Annotated in this window: 15 protein-coding genes; 10 read left to right on the top strand and 5 right to left on the bottom strand. The window is 38.8% G+C overall.

Going from position 1 to position 16206, the window contains the following annotated elements; all coding sequences use genetic code 11:
• Positions 1–58 precede the first annotated feature (58 nt).
• Genes J4N24_RS08250 through J4N24_RS08235 form a run of 4 tightly spaced genes read left to right on the top strand, consistent with a single transcriptional unit; the run spans position 59 to position 3996 of the window.
• Positions 59–787, top strand: a complete 729-nt coding sequence (locus J4N24_RS08250) for an SDR family oxidoreductase (RefSeq protein WP_207533196.1) — start codon at positions 59–61, stop codon at positions 785–787.
• 8 nt (positions 788–795) lie between these two features.
• A complete protein-coding gene (locus J4N24_RS08245) occupies positions 796–1365 on the top strand; it encodes a D-glycero-alpha-D-manno-heptose-1,7-bisphosphate 7-phosphatase (protein WP_207533195.1) in 570 nt (189 codons plus the stop codon).
• 7 nt (positions 1366–1372) lie between these two features.
• The gene (gene rfaE2, locus J4N24_RS08240; protein ID WP_207533194.1) at positions 1373–2857 is read left to right on the top strand and encodes a D-glycero-beta-D-manno-heptose 1-phosphate adenylyltransferase; all 1485 of its coding nucleotides are present in this window, start codon (positions 1373–1375) and stop codon (positions 2855–2857) included.
• Positions 2858–2862: 5 nt separating this feature from the next.
• Positions 2863–3996 (top strand): glycosyltransferase family 9 protein, encoded by a 1134-nt coding sequence (locus J4N24_RS08235; protein ID WP_207533193.1) that lies wholly within the window; start codon positions 2863–2865, stop codon positions 3994–3996.
• A 387-nt stretch (positions 3997–4383) separates the two neighbouring features.
• Here the strand turns inward: J4N24_RS08235 and allB are convergent, their stop codons facing one another.
• Positions 4384–5730, bottom strand: coding sequence for an allantoinase AllB (allB, locus tag J4N24_RS08230; RefSeq protein ID WP_207533192.1), 1347 nt, complete (start codon positions 5728–5730; stop codon positions 4384–4386).
• Positions 5731–6071: 341 nt separating this feature from the next.
• Here allB and J4N24_RS08225 point away from each other — a divergent pair, with 341 nt between their 5' ends.
• From J4N24_RS08225 to J4N24_RS08200, 6 genes are all read left to right on the top strand, one after another.
• Entirely contained in the window at positions 6072–6320 is a 249-nt protein-coding gene (locus J4N24_RS08225; protein WP_207533191.1) for a type B 50S ribosomal protein L31, read from the top strand.
• Positions 6321–6389: 69 nt separating this feature from the next.
• Positions 6390–7562, top strand: a complete 1173-nt coding sequence (locus J4N24_RS08220; RefSeq protein ID WP_207533190.1) for a GlmU family protein — start codon at positions 6390–6392, stop codon at positions 7560–7562.
• Positions 7563–7575: 13 nt separating this feature from the next.
• Positions 7576–8343 carry a triose-phosphate isomerase gene (gene tpiA, locus J4N24_RS08215; RefSeq protein WP_207533189.1) on the top strand — a complete coding sequence of 256 codons (768 nt, stop codon included), beginning with the start codon at positions 7576–7578 and terminating at the stop codon, positions 8341–8343.
• Between the two features lie 2 nt (positions 8344–8345).
• Positions 8346–9191: a 50S ribosomal protein L11 methyltransferase gene (gene prmA / locus J4N24_RS08210; RefSeq protein WP_207533188.1), complete on the top strand. Its 846-nt coding sequence runs from the start codon at positions 8346–8348 to the stop codon at positions 9189–9191.
• 46 nt (positions 9192–9237) lie between these two features.
• On the top strand, positions 9238–10608 hold the full coding sequence (locus tag J4N24_RS08205) for a UDP-N-acetylmuramate--L-alanine ligase (RefSeq protein ID WP_207533187.1): 1371 nt from the start codon (positions 9238–9240) through the stop codon (positions 10606–10608).
• A 13-nt stretch (positions 10609–10621) separates the two neighbouring features.
• Positions 10622–10963 (top strand): helix-turn-helix domain-containing protein, encoded by a 342-nt coding sequence (locus tag J4N24_RS08200; protein WP_207533186.1) that lies wholly within the window; start codon positions 10622–10624, stop codon positions 10961–10963.
• Positions 10964–11006: 43 nt separating this feature from the next.
• Here J4N24_RS08200 and J4N24_RS08195 read toward each other — a convergent pair whose 3' ends face one another.
• The 4 genes from J4N24_RS08195 to J4N24_RS08180 all read right to left on the bottom strand — a co-directional run bounded on the left by J4N24_RS08195 (position 11007) and on the right by J4N24_RS08180 (position 16205).
• Positions 11007–12125 (bottom strand): GNAT family N-acetyltransferase, encoded by a 1119-nt coding sequence (locus tag J4N24_RS08195; protein WP_207533185.1) that lies wholly within the window; start codon positions 12123–12125, stop codon positions 11007–11009.
• Between the two features lie 64 nt (positions 12126–12189).
• The gene (locus J4N24_RS08190; protein ID WP_207533184.1) at positions 12190–12378 is read right to left on the bottom strand and encodes a hypothetical protein; all 189 of its coding nucleotides are present in this window, start codon (positions 12376–12378) and stop codon (positions 12190–12192) included.
• A 127-nt stretch (positions 12379–12505) separates the two neighbouring features.
• Positions 12506–13066: an SMC-Scp complex subunit ScpB gene (gene scpB, locus J4N24_RS08185; protein ID WP_256439363.1), complete on the bottom strand. Its 561-nt coding sequence runs from the start codon at positions 13064–13066 to the stop codon at positions 12506–12508.
• Positions 13067–13316: 250 nt separating this feature from the next.
• Positions 13317–16205 (bottom strand): ligand-binding sensor domain-containing protein, encoded by a 2889-nt coding sequence (locus J4N24_RS08180; RefSeq protein ID WP_207533183.1) that lies wholly within the window; start codon positions 16203–16205, stop codon positions 13317–13319.
• Position 16206: the final 1 nt, after the last annotated feature.

Here is a 16206-nt window from a genome sequence, read left to right as displayed (position 1 = left end):
CCGATACTTTAAAAAATAAAAAAGCGTAAGCAGGAGGCTTTCGCAATTAGCAAAAACTATGAACAACACATTAGAAGGAAAAACTGTATTAGTAACCGGAGGTGCACAAGGCCTCGGAAAAGAAATAACAACAACCCTGGCAGAAGCGGGTGCGACTGTAGTAATTGGTGATATTCAGGCTGAAAAGGCAGAATCACTGGCTGCTGAACTTACAAAAGCTGGTCAAAAGGTTGCGTTTAAGCGTTTAGACCTAAGCGACGAAAAAAGTGTCGAGCAGGTGATCAACGAGATTAAACAGGAATATGGCTCCTTTGATGTATTGATCAATAATGCGGGGATCGATTTCACAAAAGCAATTACAGAACTTGAAGTATCCGAGTGGGACGCGGCAATGAAAGTTAACTTACGAGGTCCGTTTTTAACATCAAAGTTTGGTTTAGCCGTAATGGGCGAACAAAAAAGTGGGTATATTATTAATATTATATCTACAGCAGCTTTAAGAGCGTGGACAGAAGCTTCTGTTTATCACGCAAGTAAATGGGGCCTAAGAGGCTTTACACAAGCGCTGTTTACAGAAGCTCGTAAAGTTGGGGTTAGAGTTACCGGTTTAATTGCAGGTGGAATGCGCACTCCTTTCTTATTGGATCGTTTTCCGGATATTAACCCTGAGGTGCTTCAGGATCCAAAGAACGTGGCTATCCAAATTAAACAGTTATTGCAAAATAACACCGACAGTGTAGTACCTGAGCTGATGGTGATTCCTGCTTTGGAAACATCCTGGCCATAATATCTAACATGAACTCTGCGGTTTTTTTAGATAAAGACGGTACTTTAATTCCGGATGTACCCTACAATGTAGATCCGGAATTAATTGTTTTACAAGACAACACAATTGAAGGTCTTAAGAAATTACAGGCAAAAGGCTACTTGCTTATTATAATTTCCAATCAAGCCGGAGTAGCCAGAGGCCTGTTTAAAGTAGAAGCTTTAGATTTAGTAAAAGAAAAGCTTGGGCAACTATTGCAGTCGAAAGGAGTTAAACTGGACGGTTTCTACTTCTGCCCGCACCACCCCGACGGTACAGTAAAAGAATATGCCATGGATTGTAACTGTCGCAAACCAAAGGCGGGTATGTTCCTTAAAGCAGCAAAAGATTTCGATATCGATTTAAGCAAATCATGGATGATAGGTGATATTCTTCATGATGTAGAAGCTGGAAATAGTGCAGGGTGTAAGAGCATCCTGATTGATAACGGTAATGAAACGGAATGGTATATGAATGAATTTCGAAAGCCCGATTATATGGCCAATAATATAAACGATGCCGCGAATCACATTCTATATATTGCTAAAAATCTATCCTGAAAAAAATATGAAATCTTCCTATCAACATATAATCAATAAATTCAATAGCAGTAAGGTACTGGTTATTGGCGATGTAATTTTAGATTCCTACCTAAAAGGCGATAGCACAAGACTGTCTCCAGAAGCACCTGTTCCGGTGGTTAATGTTTTAACAAAAGAGGAGGCAGTTGGTGGAGCAGCTAATATTGCGCTTAACCTTTGTGCATTAGGGGCTGAAGTTACTTTCTTGTCTGCAGTAGGATCTGATGAAGAGGGACAGCGGGCAATAGACATACTCAAAGAAAAGGGTATTGGTACTGATTTTATCGTTAAGGAAGAAGGAAGACGGACGACTGTTAAAACCCGGGTTATGGCAAAAGCCCAGATCCTTGCCAGATTTGATCAGGGGACACAACAGGCTATACAGCTTGATACGCAAAAAAAGCTTGAGAAGGTTCTTCTGGAACGATTTGACGACTTTGAGGCTGTTGTGATCGGTGATTATTATCAGGGCATTCTAACTCCATACATAGTTTCGGTACTTCAGAAACTGCAGCAGAGCAGCCCTAAGCTACTATCTGTAGATTCTAAGGAGTTAACTGCATTTAGAGATCTTCGTCCAACTTTAGTAAAGCCTAACTATTTTGAGGCAATGAAACTCGCGGGATTGGAGTACCAGTCCTCATCCAGGGTAAGCCAGGCAGAAATTACCGGGAAAGCTTTGTTTGAAAAAACCGGAGCTGAAATAATTGCACTTAGCCTGGATGCCGAAGGTGCACTGATTTTTGAGGAGGGTGAACTTTCCTATCGCGCAGATGCTTATAATGTTCCTGCTCCAAATGTTGTGGGTGCAGGAGATACCTTTATCAGTGCTTTTACTCTATCATTATTAAATAACGCTGATATTGGTTCTGCTACTGAGCTAGCTATTGCAGCAGCAACTGTTGCTATTCAGAAGGACGATACCGCGCCATGCTATAATTCTGAGCTTAAGGCGTTCTTTACCTCAAATAGCAAAATGGTTACCGATACTGAAGAACTGAAGCAGATAGCAGATATTTATCGCTCTCAAGGAAAGAAGATTGTGTTTACTAATGGTTGCTTTGACATTCTGCATAGCGGGCACGTGAGTTATCTGAACAGATCCAAGGAGCTGGGAGATGTACTTATTGTAGCCTTGAACTGCGATGAGAGCGTGCAACGATTGAAAGGACCTGACCGCCCAATTAATCCTCTTGATGACCGTATTGAAGTCTTATCAGGATTAAGCTCAATTGATCATGTAATTTCTTTTGGACATCACAATGAGGATTCACCCGTAGAGCTGATTAAAGCGGCACGACCCGATATTTATGCAAAGGGAGGGGATTATACAAAAGAGACACTTCCTGAAGCAAGCCTTGTTGAAGAATTGGGAGGAAAGATCGAATTTGTTTCCTTTGTTCCTGATCATTCTACTACCCGGATCATTCATCGTATAAATAATGGTGGACAATTAAGGCAGCCAGCATAAATCCTATGAGTACAAGTGACTGGAGCCTTTGCAGGAATATTTTAGTAATACGCCCGGATAACATGGGCGACCTCCTGATGTCTTCACCAGCAATCAGGGCGTTAAAGGAGAGTTTTAATGCAAGCATTACGGTTCTTACCTCTTCGATGGCTGCCGGTATTGCTAAGATGATACCGGAAATTGATGAGATTTTGGTATATGACGTTCCTTGGGTTAAGTCAAACAACCTTGTTACTGAAGACTCTTTTTCTGAGATCATTTCCCTTATTAAAGATAAAGCCTTTGATGCTGCCGTAATTTTTACAGTGTATAGTCAAAACCCCTTGCCAACAGCTATGCTCGCCTTTTTAGCTGGAATTCCGAGGCGTCTTGCGTACTGTAGGGAGAATCCTTACGGATTATTAACGGACTGGTTTCCTGATCCTGAGCCATTCACGCTGATTAAACACCAGGTGAGGAGAGACCTTGATCTTGTTGCTTTAGTAGGGGCATCAACAAGAAACTTATCCCTATCATTGAAGGTTGATCAAGCTGTATCTTCTGAGTTACAAGGTAAACTGGAAGGAGAAGGGGTAGATATCCAAAAGCCTTACCTTATCCTGCATCCTGGAGTGAGTGAAAAGAAAAGAGAGTATGCTCCGGAAAAATGGATAGAAACCGGGAAATTGTTAGCACAGGATTATCAGTTATTAATAACGGGAGGACCTTCAGAAAGAAACCTTACCGAAGAAATAAAGTTAGGTATCGGGAGTAATGCATTTTCCCTTGCGGGAAAGGTTAATCTGAAAGAATTCATTCTTTTGATAGATAATGCCCGGGTGGTAGTGTCTGTAAACACAGGCACCATTCATATAGCAGCAGCTACAAGTACTCCTTTAGTCGTGTTATATGCCTTTTCAAATCCCCAGCACTTCCCCTGGAACTCGACCGGTGCTGTTTTACTATATGATATTGCTGAAGATTTAAGAAGCAAGAATGAGATTATCCGATATGTGAATGATCTTTACATTCCTGCACAAGAAAGGATCGTTTCTCCTCAGGACATTATTGGGGAGGTGCAGCAGATCATAGCGGGAAATAATAAACCGATAGAAGAGATGCCTCCTGCTCTTAAAAACGCTACGCAATCCATAGCTTAGCAATTTTAGTTCTTTATAGTTCTGAAGACTTAGGTTTATTCCTTAGTTTAGGACTTACTAACACGAATCTTTTAGTTGAGCATTTCGCACAAAAGAAAACTCTAAGAGGAATAAATCCCAGGAACTTTTTAAACCAGCTCCATCGGTGGATTTGATAGTGATAAATCGTATGACATTTTCTGCACCGTAAATCCTCTAAATACATCTAGTTAGGGTTAGTGTGGCTGTAAAATTAAAAACTTTATATTAATCCGTTCGAAAAACTCGATCCAAAGAGGGGCACACTGATCATCTAATATAATCCGAAACCCCTTTCCTGTATTGAAACGGGATTATCTTGGAAAAGTTTGCGGTAAGATCTAAGCTGAGTTTAGATTCCAGGGTAGCTTAATCGCCTGTGTCCATTAAAATTAACTTTCCTTCATTAAGTCTCATGAATGTACCACTATCGTAAGTTTTTGTACCCCCTATATAAGTTTGTTCCACCAACCCGTATAGTTCCCTTAAAAAGTATGGTGTAGTTTTGTGTTTGTGATGTATCATTGCTTCTCTAACTTTAAAGGATTTTTTTTCATCCCAGACCACCAGATCTGCATCAAAACCAGCCGATATCTTGCCTTTTTTACTTTCAAGTCCTGCTAATTTCGCAGGATTTTCACACAGCCATTTTGCAATATCCAACACACTAAAGGATCTTTTTTTTGCTGCTGTCCATAAAGCGGGAAGAGAAAATTGAAGAGATGTAATACCTGCCCAAGCTTTTATAAAATCACCGCTTTCTAATCTTTTAAATTCGGGAGGAGCAGGTGAATGGCCTGAAGCAACAAAGTCTATAGCCCCGGTTGAAAGAGCATCCCAAAGCTGATCATTATTTTCTTTTCCACGAATAGGAGGAGTGCACTTAAACTGCGTCTGCCCATCCTTAATGTCCTCAGCATTAAATGATAAATAGTGCTGAGCTGTTTCTGTACTTAAGGGTATTCCTTTACCTTTAGCTAGCGCTATTTGTTCAAGAGAGTTGGATGAAGAAAGTGTTACAATATGTGTTCTGCAATTAAATTCTTCACAAAGGCGGATAACCAATGCGATCGCATCATCTTCCCACTTCTGCGGACGTGTAAGTAAATAATCGGCGTATGATTGCGGTCTCTGCTTTTTAAGGCCTGTCGCTTCATCTATTAATTCGCAATTAACTAGCAGTGGCAAATTATACTTTGCCAGTATTGGCATCGCTTTTCGTAAGTCTCGTTCTGTTACATTTGGGAATTCCTTTATACCAGAGTGTGAAAGAAAAGCTTTAAATCCAAGAACTCCCTGCTGTATTAAAGGTTCAATTTCATCGATGTTCCCAGGAATTACCCCTCCCCAGAAACCGCAATTAGCATGTATCTGTTGACTCGCTTTGGCAAACTTCTTTTGTAATGCCTGTACTGTGGTCGTCGTAGGTGAGGAATTTAAAGGCATATCCACCAGTGAAGTTATTCCACCAGCAATAGCGGCTTTTGTTGCAGTATTAAATCCTTCCCAACTAGTTCTGCCAGGTTCATTAATATGAACATGAGTATCAATAACACCCGGCATAACTAATCTATTTCCAACATCATTTACCGGACAATCTACTTCAGCATTATGAGGCAATACTGCTTTTATCGTAGAGCCATGGATAAATATTGTAGCCTCTTTTACTCCTTCAGGTGTTATAACCCTTTTGCTTCTTACTGCCAGATGCGCCATTCTCTTGAGAAACTGTTTAATTCCACTCGAAAGATGCGCATATTTTTTCTTTTTTTAAATAAAAGGACCTTTTTTAAACCATATATCTAATTTTAATGACTTTATTTTGTTAAAAATGTATATTTATACGCTCGATTGTTCGATATTGTTAAGCGGAAGGTTGTTTTTCTCTATTTCATGATGAATTTATGTTGGCTTTTACAAATATTATTCAATTCTTTCCTTTTGCTATTGATTAAACCTGGTCGCCGTTTTTTAGATAAATTTCAAAAAATATTTCCTTGTGTTTTTATTTTTGAAGTTAATCACTATATTTGCGCCTCTTAAAAAGGATTGAAACAATGAAGGCTGATTTGCACCCAAAAAGTTATAGATTGGTAGTTTTTAAAGACATGTCTAACGACTATGCTTTCTTAACCCAGTCTTGTATCGAAACTAAAGAATCAATTAAATGGGAAGACGGAAATGAATACCCATTAATTAAATTAGAGATCTCTCATACTTCTCACCCGTTTTATACTGGTAAAATGAAGTTAGTAGACACTGCAGGACGTATTGATAAGTTCCGTAGCCGCTACGCTAAAAAATAATTTATATTATTTAAAATATATTAAAGTCCCGGTTAAACAGCCGGGACTTTTTTTATTTTTGCCCCTGATATGAATATCGTTCTCTTTGATGATTCAACGCGAGAAAGTCTTTTACCCTTAACTTTCACTCGTCCTGTAGCTTCCTTGCGAATAGGCATATTAACAATTGCCGAGAAATGGGAGAAATACCTTAACGCAGAAGCTTCTTATTTAACAGCAGATTATCTTTCTGTAAAATTTCCTTTCAAACCTTCCGACAATAGCATTTTCATTAATGGATCTGTATGTCCTAATCCTTTACTGCTCGAGGCTATTGACAAGTTAGGAAAAGGGGAGGCTCTGGTGCAGAAGGATGTTTTAATTGCAGTAAAGGGAGTAGGTAAAGATTTCTTCACCTCGAAACAGCATGTAGAGCAGAAAGAATTCACAGGCTCTTTTACACGTATTGTTTATCCTGAACACATATTTTCCTACAATCATGCCGAAATAGTACTGGATTTTAAACTCCTAACTCAAGGGCGCACTTCAGCTCAATTAAGCAGTACCAACACGGTGCTGGGTGAGAATATTTTCGTGGAGGAGGGGGTATCTGCAGAATGTGCGATTTTTAACACAACAACCGGACCTATTTATCTTGGTAAAAATTCTACAGTTCTAGAAGGTTCTGTTATCCGTGGCTCTTTTTCCTTGGGTGAACATGCGCTTGTTAAGCTTGCCGCTAAGATCTATGGAAAAACTACTGTGGGGCCTTACTGCAAAGTGGGAGGAGAGATCAATAACGCAGTATTATACGAAAATTCCAGTAAAGGACATGATGGTTATTTAGGCAATTCTGTATTAGGTGAATGGTGTAATATTGGAGCGGATAGCAACAACTCCAACTTAAAGAATAACTATGCCGAGGTAAAGCTTTGGGATTATAACAAGGAGCGCTTCCGCAAAACAGGCTTGCAATTCTGCGGTCTTATTATGGGAGATCACTCAAAGTGTGGAATAAATACTATGTTTAACACCGGAACTGTTGTTGGGGTAAGTGCTAATATTTTCGGTGCGGGTTTTCCACGAAACTTCATTCCAGATTTTTCATGGGGAGGAGCCCAGGGCTACGAGGTGTATGCCATAAATAAAGTGTTTGAGACGGCCGAACGGGTTTATGAACGTCGTGACTCCAATTTCGATTCCGTTGAAAAGGAAATTCTTCAAAACGTATTTGAACTAACTAAGCAGTATAGAAATTTTTAAATCTTAATAAATCATGAGAAAAAAGATTGTTGCAGGTAACTGGAAAATGAACCTTGATTATACATCAGGAATGAGTTTAATATCTGAAGTATTAAATATGGTTAACGATGAAGTCAGAGGTGATCAGGAGGTGATTGTATGCCCTCCAGCAGTACTTGTTTACAGCGTTGCACAGCTTGCTAAAGGAAATCCAAAGGTGAGTGTCGGAGCTCAAAATTGTCACGAGGCTGAGTCGGGCGCATTCACCGGCGAAATTTCTGCTTCTCAAATCAAATCTGTAGGGGCACAGTACGTAATCCTCGGCCATTCAGAGCGTCGCCAGTATTTTGGAGAAACTAATGAACTTCTTGCAAAAAAAACTGATGCAGTTCTTAAAAATGGTTTGAAACCTATTTTTTGTATCGGTGAGACTCTGGAAGAGCGTAATCAGAATATCCATTTTCAGTTAATAAAAGATCAACTAGCAGAAGGTGTGTTCCATCTCTCTGCTGAGGAATTTGCTAAAGTTGTTCTGGCATACGAGCCTGTTTGGGCTATTGGCACCGGAGTTACAGCAAGCCCTGAGCAAGCGCAGGAAGTTCACGAATTTATTCGTAAAGAAGTTGCAGCTAAATATGGAGAAGAGGTTGCAGAGGATACAACAATTCTATATGGCGGAAGTTGTAATCCTAAAAATGCTGCGGATTTATTTGCACAAAAAGATATCGATGGTGGCTTAATAGGTGGAGCTTCTCTTAAATCAAGAGACTTTACAGACATCATTACAAAATTTAATAAATAACATTGAATTACTACGAATTCAGTTTTTCTGTTAATACAGAAGAAGATTTTTATCAAGACCTGCTTATCAACGCCTTGGCTGAAGCAGGTTTTGATACTTTTGAGGAAACCCCTAATGGATTTAATGCCTATATTCCTGCTCAGGAATTCAATCAGGATGTGTTCGACGGCGTTTTAAGTCCTTACATTGATATGTTCGATTTCTCTTTTGAGAAGGAGCTGATCCCCCAGAAGAATTGGAATGAGGTTTGGGAAAGTAATTTTGAGCCATTGGTTATAAAAGACCAATGTTATGTCAGGGCAACCTTCCATCCGGCTCATCCTGAATACCCCCTGGAAATTGTAATTGATCCTAAAATGGCCTTCGGTACCGGGCACCATCAAACTACTACAATGATGATGGAGTACATCTTAGAAGAGGAGATAACAGGTCTCCCTGTCTTAGATATGGGCTGCGGAACTGGTATTCTTGCCATATTAGCGGAAAAGCAAGGCGCAGCAGAATTAGTTGCCATCGACTACGATCCGGTTTGTTACGAAAGTACGTTAGAAAACGCCAAGCTTAATCATTGCTCAAACATTTCTGCAATCTGTGGCTCTAAAGAGGTTATACCTGATAAAGAATTTAATATAATTCTGGCAAATATTAACCGGAACATACTTTTAGATCAGATACATCGTTATTCAGAAGTACTGATACCGGGAGGGATTTTGTTAATGAGTGGATTTTATCAGGAGGATATTCCTATGATTTCTGAGGAGTGCGAACGTCACAATTTAAGCCTTGTAAATTTTAAGTCGCTGAATAACTGGGTGTCTGTAAAATTTGTAAAACAAAAATTAAAATAACTTCTTTTTATCTTTGTCTTTGTTAACTCCGAAGAATTAATTCTTAATGCGTATACATTTAATTGCTGTAGGTGGTGCTGCTATGCATAATTTAGCCATAGCATTATCCAAAAAAGGTCATCAGGTTTCGGGATCGGATGACGCAATTTACGAACCGTCTCGTTCTCGTTTAGAGAAATATGGAATACTTCCCGTCGAGATGGGTTGGTTCCCTGAGAATATTACTCCGGAAATTGATGCAGTTATTTTAGGTATGCATGCCCGTGAAGATAATCCCGAGTTGAAAAAAGCACAGGAGTTAGGGTTGAAAGTTTATTCGTACCCAGAATATGTTTATGAGCAATCCAAAGATAAGTTACGGGTAGTTATAGGTGGAAGTCACGGTAAAACAACTATAACCTCCATGATCCTTCATGTGCTTAAAACCTGTGGCAAGGAATTCGATTACCTCGTGGGAGCACAGTTAGAAGGTTTTGAGACAATGGTTCAGTTGAGTGATGCTCCTATCATTGTTATTGAAGGAGATGAATACCTGGCCTCTCCAATTGACAGAAGACCCAAATTTCATTTGTATAAAGCTAACGTAGGTATTATAAGTGGAATTGCCTGGGATCATATCAACGTATTTCCTACGTTTGATAATTACCTCGAACAATTCAGACTTTTTCTTGATACCATTGAGCCTGATGGAACAATTATTTATAATGCCGAAGACGCTGTTGTAAAAGAACTGGTTGAAGGATCGGGGATCGGATTGGCTAAAATAGGCTACAAAACGGTGGAGAATTATACCGCGGAAGGTGTGACGCATTTGAAGGTGAAGGGAAAAATTTATCCACTTGAGGTCTTTGGAAGACACAATCTTCAAAATATTGAGGCGGCACATAATGCCTGTACTAAAATTGGGATAAGTGATGATAAGTTTTATTCAGCGATCAGTACGTTTAAAGGTGCAGCTAAAAGATTGGAGCTTCTCGGAAAAAATATTTCTACTGCCGTATATAAAGATTTTGCTCACTCACCCTCAAAGTTAACCGCCACTATTGAGGCTGTAAAGGAACAATATCCTGAACGTGAATTAGTGGCAGTGATAGAATTACACACTTTCAGTAGCTTAAATAAGGATTTTTTAAATGAATACAATGGTAGCATGGATAAAGCTGATGTTCCCGTGGTATTCATTAATAAATTGACTTTTGAACAAAAAAAGTTGAAACCTTACGATGATGTTTTAGTAAAACAAGCATTTGGTAACGGAAAGTTAATTTTTTTCAATGATCCTGAAATAATGGTAGAATTTTTGAGTTCTATTAATTATAAAGGTAAAAACTTGCTTCTCATGAGTTCAGGAAACTTTGGAGGAACTGACCTAAACCTACTTTCAGATAAGGCTTTAATCAGCAAGAGTATATATTAAATTGTAAAGGAAAATGAAAACATTAGGAAAAAAGATAAGGCTGCTTAGGCACCAGAAGGGATGGAGCCAGGAGGATGTTGCAAAGCGATTAGATATTTCAATTCCTGCATTCTCTAAAATCGAAACTGGTATTACAGATATTAATCTTTCTCGTTTAGAGCAGATTTCTAAGTTATTTGATATGACAGTAGTACAATTACTTACATTCAACGATAGCGAACAGCAAGAGAAATATGTGTCTGAACTAGAAACTATTACTAAACGTTTACAGGAAAGAGAAACAGAAGTAATTGAACTTCAAAAAAAGATTATCGACTTATTTGAAGAAATAAGAAGAAACAAAGTACTGGCTTAACCAGTCATAACAAAAATGCCCCGGTAGTTCCGGGGCATCATTGTTAAAATATTTTTCTCATAGTTAAATGCCTCTTTCCGAATGTAGCACCCGTAGCTTCGTGAATAGCAAGCATCTTATTATTAAAATCTCCCACCCACGATAATTCTAGTTCCTCATACTGATTAAGGGGCAGAACATATTCTTTTAATTTAATGAACATAGCGGATTCCAATCCATGTTTCTGATACGCTTGTTTAGTTCCCATCACCACAGCGCGCATCCTGGTAACGCCTCTCCAGCGGTAGTAAGCAAATTTCAACTTCTCCAGAATTCCTAGTTTTCCCTTTAGAGGTTTTATAATTTGGTTCGCATCCGGAAGGATAATTATAAAGGAGGCCGGTTCATCATTAACATAGGAGAACCATATTAAATTCTCGTCCATAATGGCCTTCATCTTTTGAAAACTCTCAATAATGGTTTCCTTGTTGATCGGAACAAAGTTTTCGAAGTCCTTCCATGCATCGTTATAGATCTCCATAAAGTCTGAAGCGAACCTGTCAATTTCTTTGACCTTAAGATGTTCAAATCTATATCCCGGCTTTTTGGCTACCCACTCTGCAATTTTGGTAAAGCGCTCAGGGAAGGGCTTGTGAACACTTAAGTGGTTGGTGATTTGCTCATATAAAGATTCAAAGCCGTACGTTTCAAAAAGGTTTTTGTAGTACGGATGATTATAATTCATTCCATAGGAGGGATGCGTAAAGCCATCTACCAGCAGCCCCCAGAATGTATCATTTTCACCAAAATTGATTGGCCCGTCCATCGCTTTCATTTCTTTTTGAATAAGCCAGTTCCGGGCGGTATCGAAAAGTTGATTGGCTACTGTCTGATCATTTATACATTCAAAAAAACCAACCCCGCCTGTAGGCTGCTCATAGTTAAGTGCTTTCTTGTAATTAATAAAGGCAGCAATACGTCCTATTAATTCACCTCTTTCATTTTTAGCGATCCAACGAGTGATGGTACCATGTTGATGAAAGTTATTTTGTGCAGGATCAAAAACCTTTTCCACATCAACATCTAATGGACAAACCCATACCGGATCATTTTTATATAGAACTCGTGCTACATCCAAAAACTCTTTCCGTGTTTTCCTATCCCGAACTTCCGTTATAATCATAAAGCAATATATAAAAAAAGCATTCAGAGTGCTGAATGCTTCCTTTGTGTCTTAAAAAATATCGTTAATAATCATCATCATCGTCGAAAGTGCCAAGCTCTTCAAAACCTAGATCGTCGATGTCGTTAAAATCATCGTCCTCATCATCGTCAAACTTTTTTGTCGCTTTAGTTTCAGCGAGCTTAGTATTTGACCTCAGGGCGTCGTTTGTCGTGTTGCCACTAATAGTGACATTGTTTTTCGGCGTTTTCATACTAATGATTGGGTAAGCGTTTTGTCAAATAATACTGTTATCTAAGTACTAATTTATCGAAATTTCTTGATTTCTGTATGTGGCAAAAATAAAATAAAAACGATTTCAGCAAAACCTGCACGACGAATTATTCTGGTTTTTCTCCTATCTCATTTTGCTCTGCTGCAATGTCTTTTAATTGAGGTAATTGTGATTTGTTGCTAATTCCGAAATAATCCATAAAGAGAGTGCTGGTGCTATATAAGAGTGGTTTTCCGATTGTTTCGGCCTTGCCAGCGATCGTAATTAACTCTTTTTCCAATAATTTCTGGATAGAATAATCGCAGTTTACACCTCTTATTTGTTCAACCTCCAATTTTGTTATGGGTTGTTTATAGGCAATGATAGCAAGGGTCTCAAGAGCTGATTGACTCAAGCGTTTTTTAGATCTCTGTATTTGCAACTGATTAACAAGTTGGTAATGATCTTTCTTCGTTAGAAACTGATATCCTTTATTGATCTCAACCAGGGCAATAGCAAAGTCTGGATTATTGTATTTTTGCTGGATAGCGTCTATATGTTCTTTCACACTATCTTCTGTTACATTTTCTTCTCCGGCCGCCTGCAATACCTGCATTATTTCAAACATAGTTACACTTTGTTCCGATGAGAAGATAAGAGCTTCAATATTTAAGGTTGTTGAATTCAAAATCTGATAATTTTTGCAAATCTAAAAAAGAAGATGGTTTAGTACACTAAAGTAGCGCAAACAAAATCGCTATAAAACAAAAAAGCGGTGAAACTTTGGGGAGTTCCAGCCGCTAAACACACACTTAGATAAAATTATATTTAATAGTTCTTTCGAACTTTTAATGTCGATTTTCTAATACAATAATAGAAAGAAACTAAAAATGTTTTATGTAGTAATGAGTAAGCGGTATCTTTGATTGAGTAAACGGTTAAAAGGGGATTTGGAGCCTTACACAAGTGCCTTCTGGAGCTATTTGTTTAACCTCCACAAGGATCCCCCGGTTCTTAAATTTATTCAGTAAATTGATTCTTTCTTTGGTTAATTGCATTCCCCGGCTGATATGGCCTTCAGGCTTATCATTTAACGAATTCTCTATTCCTACACCGTCATCTATTATTTCGATTTGAAGTATGGAAGGAGCCATAAGGGTAATGTTTATCCATAGGTTCCCGTCTGCATCCTTCGGCATCAACCCATGCCAAATAGCATTTTCTACATATGGCTGAAGTAGCATTGATGGAATTAAGGTACTGTCTTTATTGATATCCGGACCTACACTTATCCTATAGTTCATTCTATCACCAAAACGCATTTTCTCCAGAGAGAGATACAGTGTTAAATAACTTACTTCTTCTTCTAATGTAATATAACTCTTATTACAGTTTTCCAGGTTTTTTCTCAACAGCCGGGCGAATCCTGTCAGAGCTTGATTGGCCATAGCATTATCCTTCGTATTGATAAAGTATTGAATAGAGTTCATCACATTAAAAACGAAGTGCGGATTCATCATAGCCTGCAGTGCCTGTTGTTCAAGAGATATGATCCGGGTTTGGGTTATCAGACGCTCATTTTCTTTAGCTCTTTTGAATTTATAATATTTGCTGATTGCATAGAACAGCAGTAGCCCCAAAGCCAGTAGCAGTAGTACAATGAACCACCAGGTGCGCCAGAAGGGTGGCTTGATATTAAAGGGTATTTCTATTGGTTCACTCCAGGTGCTGTTTAGGCACTTAGACCTTATTTGAAGTTCATAACTTCCAGGCTGCAGCGAGGCGAATTCGAGGGAGTTTGCGCTTGTCTCAATCCATTTAAGCTCCCGATTTAATCTATAGCTGTATTTTACAGATTGAGGATGCTCAAAGTCAAGCGCAATATAGTTAACTGTGATATTATTGCCCTTATAAGGCAGTGTAAGGTCCCTATTAACATTAAGTGCTTTCTTGTTTGATAGGAACTGAGTTAGGTATAACGGAGGGCTGTCTTTATCGTCGGGGAAGGTGTTCACATTTATGATGGACAGACCACTGTTGGTCGCCGCGTAGATGGAGTCGTCCTCTACGTACAGATCGTTAATCTCGGTCGTAATTAATCCGTTTTCTGTGCTGTAATTTTTTATTGAAACTCCTTTATCCAGATTAATCCGGCTAATACCTTTACCCGTAACAACCCAGGAGTCGCGGTCCTTTATAAAGATCTTTTTGCAGATATTACTCGGTAATCCGTCAGCTTTCGTAATAGTGTTTTGTTTCTTCAGATCCTTTACTATTAGCACACCGAAGCCTACGGTGGTACAGGCTATACTCTTATCAGGCAATTCTTTAATATCTGTAATTCGCTGACTGCGGATTTCCTTACTTTGGTAAAGTATTTTGTTGTTGTAGTAGCAGAACAAGCCATTGATGTTTGCAATCCATAAGCGGTTGGAAGAGTCGTAGTAGACGGTAAAAGACCGTGTTCTGAATTGAGGATTGTTAGCAAGAGCATTCTTTGAGTTAAATACCAAAGGCTTCTGCTTGTTTATTTCATAAACACCAGAAGCAAGCGCCAGGGCAATCCTGTTCTGGCTGTTGATGCTAAAGCTTTTCAATGCATAGGAGCCTCCGCAGATCTCCTGTAGGATGGAGCTCTTTTTAGAATTGGCGGAGAATTCTCCTAACTCGTTATCTGAGGCGAACCATATCGAATTATTCTTCTTATCATGATATAGCCTTTTTATTGGATTGTATTCTTTTTCATCCAGATACGAAGTTATTGAAGAATTCGAAATAACATCAATCTTACCAGACCTTAATCCAAGCACAATCTTGTTCTCCAATTTCAGTACACTTTGAACTGAATTCGAGCTTAGGCCATCTGATGTAGTATAATTGGCAGAAAATTGAGAATAAAAAGGAAGCATGTAAACGCCATTTCCAATAGTGGAGATCCAGATATTCCCCTGCTGATCCTGTTTTATATCGCTAAGAAGATTATCCTTCAGGTAGTGCTTTGGCGAACTTCCGTCTGACTTAAAGAGATAGACGCCATCACCCATAGTGGTAAGCCACAAATTATTCCTGTTATCAATTATGAACCTGGCTATTGAAGCAGGATTTATTTGTTCGGGAAAGTAGCGTAAAACATTCGTATAATTATTCTTTAAACTGATCAGCCCCGTTTCTGAAATGTATTTAAGGGATTTGGTACTCGGGTTATAGGAGATAGCTTTTGCTGATACAGGTAGCTCTGTTATTGGGACCTGTACAAATTTTTCATTTGAAAGCCTGAAAAACCTTCCCTTGGTAATTCCAAATAATGTACCCCCCGTATCCTCGAATAAGGTTATCCCCGACAGCAAGTGATCCGAAGAATAAAACCTGGCGTTCTCTCCGTCGATCAGCAATACTTTTTTTTGATTGGTAGAGAACCAGAGACGATGCTTAGAATCTTCGTAAAAGGAAGTAAAACTTGCCGTACTAAGAGTCTTTTTTAAAAGCGGATCTGTAACGGTATTATAAAAGCGTTTGTTAAGATAGTAGGAGAGTTTCCCGTTCAGGGTTAGGAACCAGATACGTCCTTTTGAATCTTCACTAATTTGGAGAACCTCATTATCTGATAATCCATTATCTATGGTAAATAATTCGAAGGTTTTTCCGTCAAAACGATTCACACCGTTTTCTGTAGCAAACCAAATAAAACCTTTTGAATCCTGAAGGATAGAATACACTGTAGACGAAGCCAGACCATGGTTTACAGAATAGTTCTTGAAAACCAATGTTTGCCCTATTGCAGTCGAGAAAAGGGGTAGGAGGAATATATATAAGAGTTTCCTTAGCAAA

It is taken from the genome of Desertivirga arenae (assembly GCF_017355785.1).
GTDB lineage: Bacteria > Bacteroidota > Bacteroidia > Sphingobacteriales > Sphingobacteriaceae > Desertivirga > Desertivirga arenae.
This window is presented reverse-complemented; position numbering and strand designations above follow the sequence as displayed.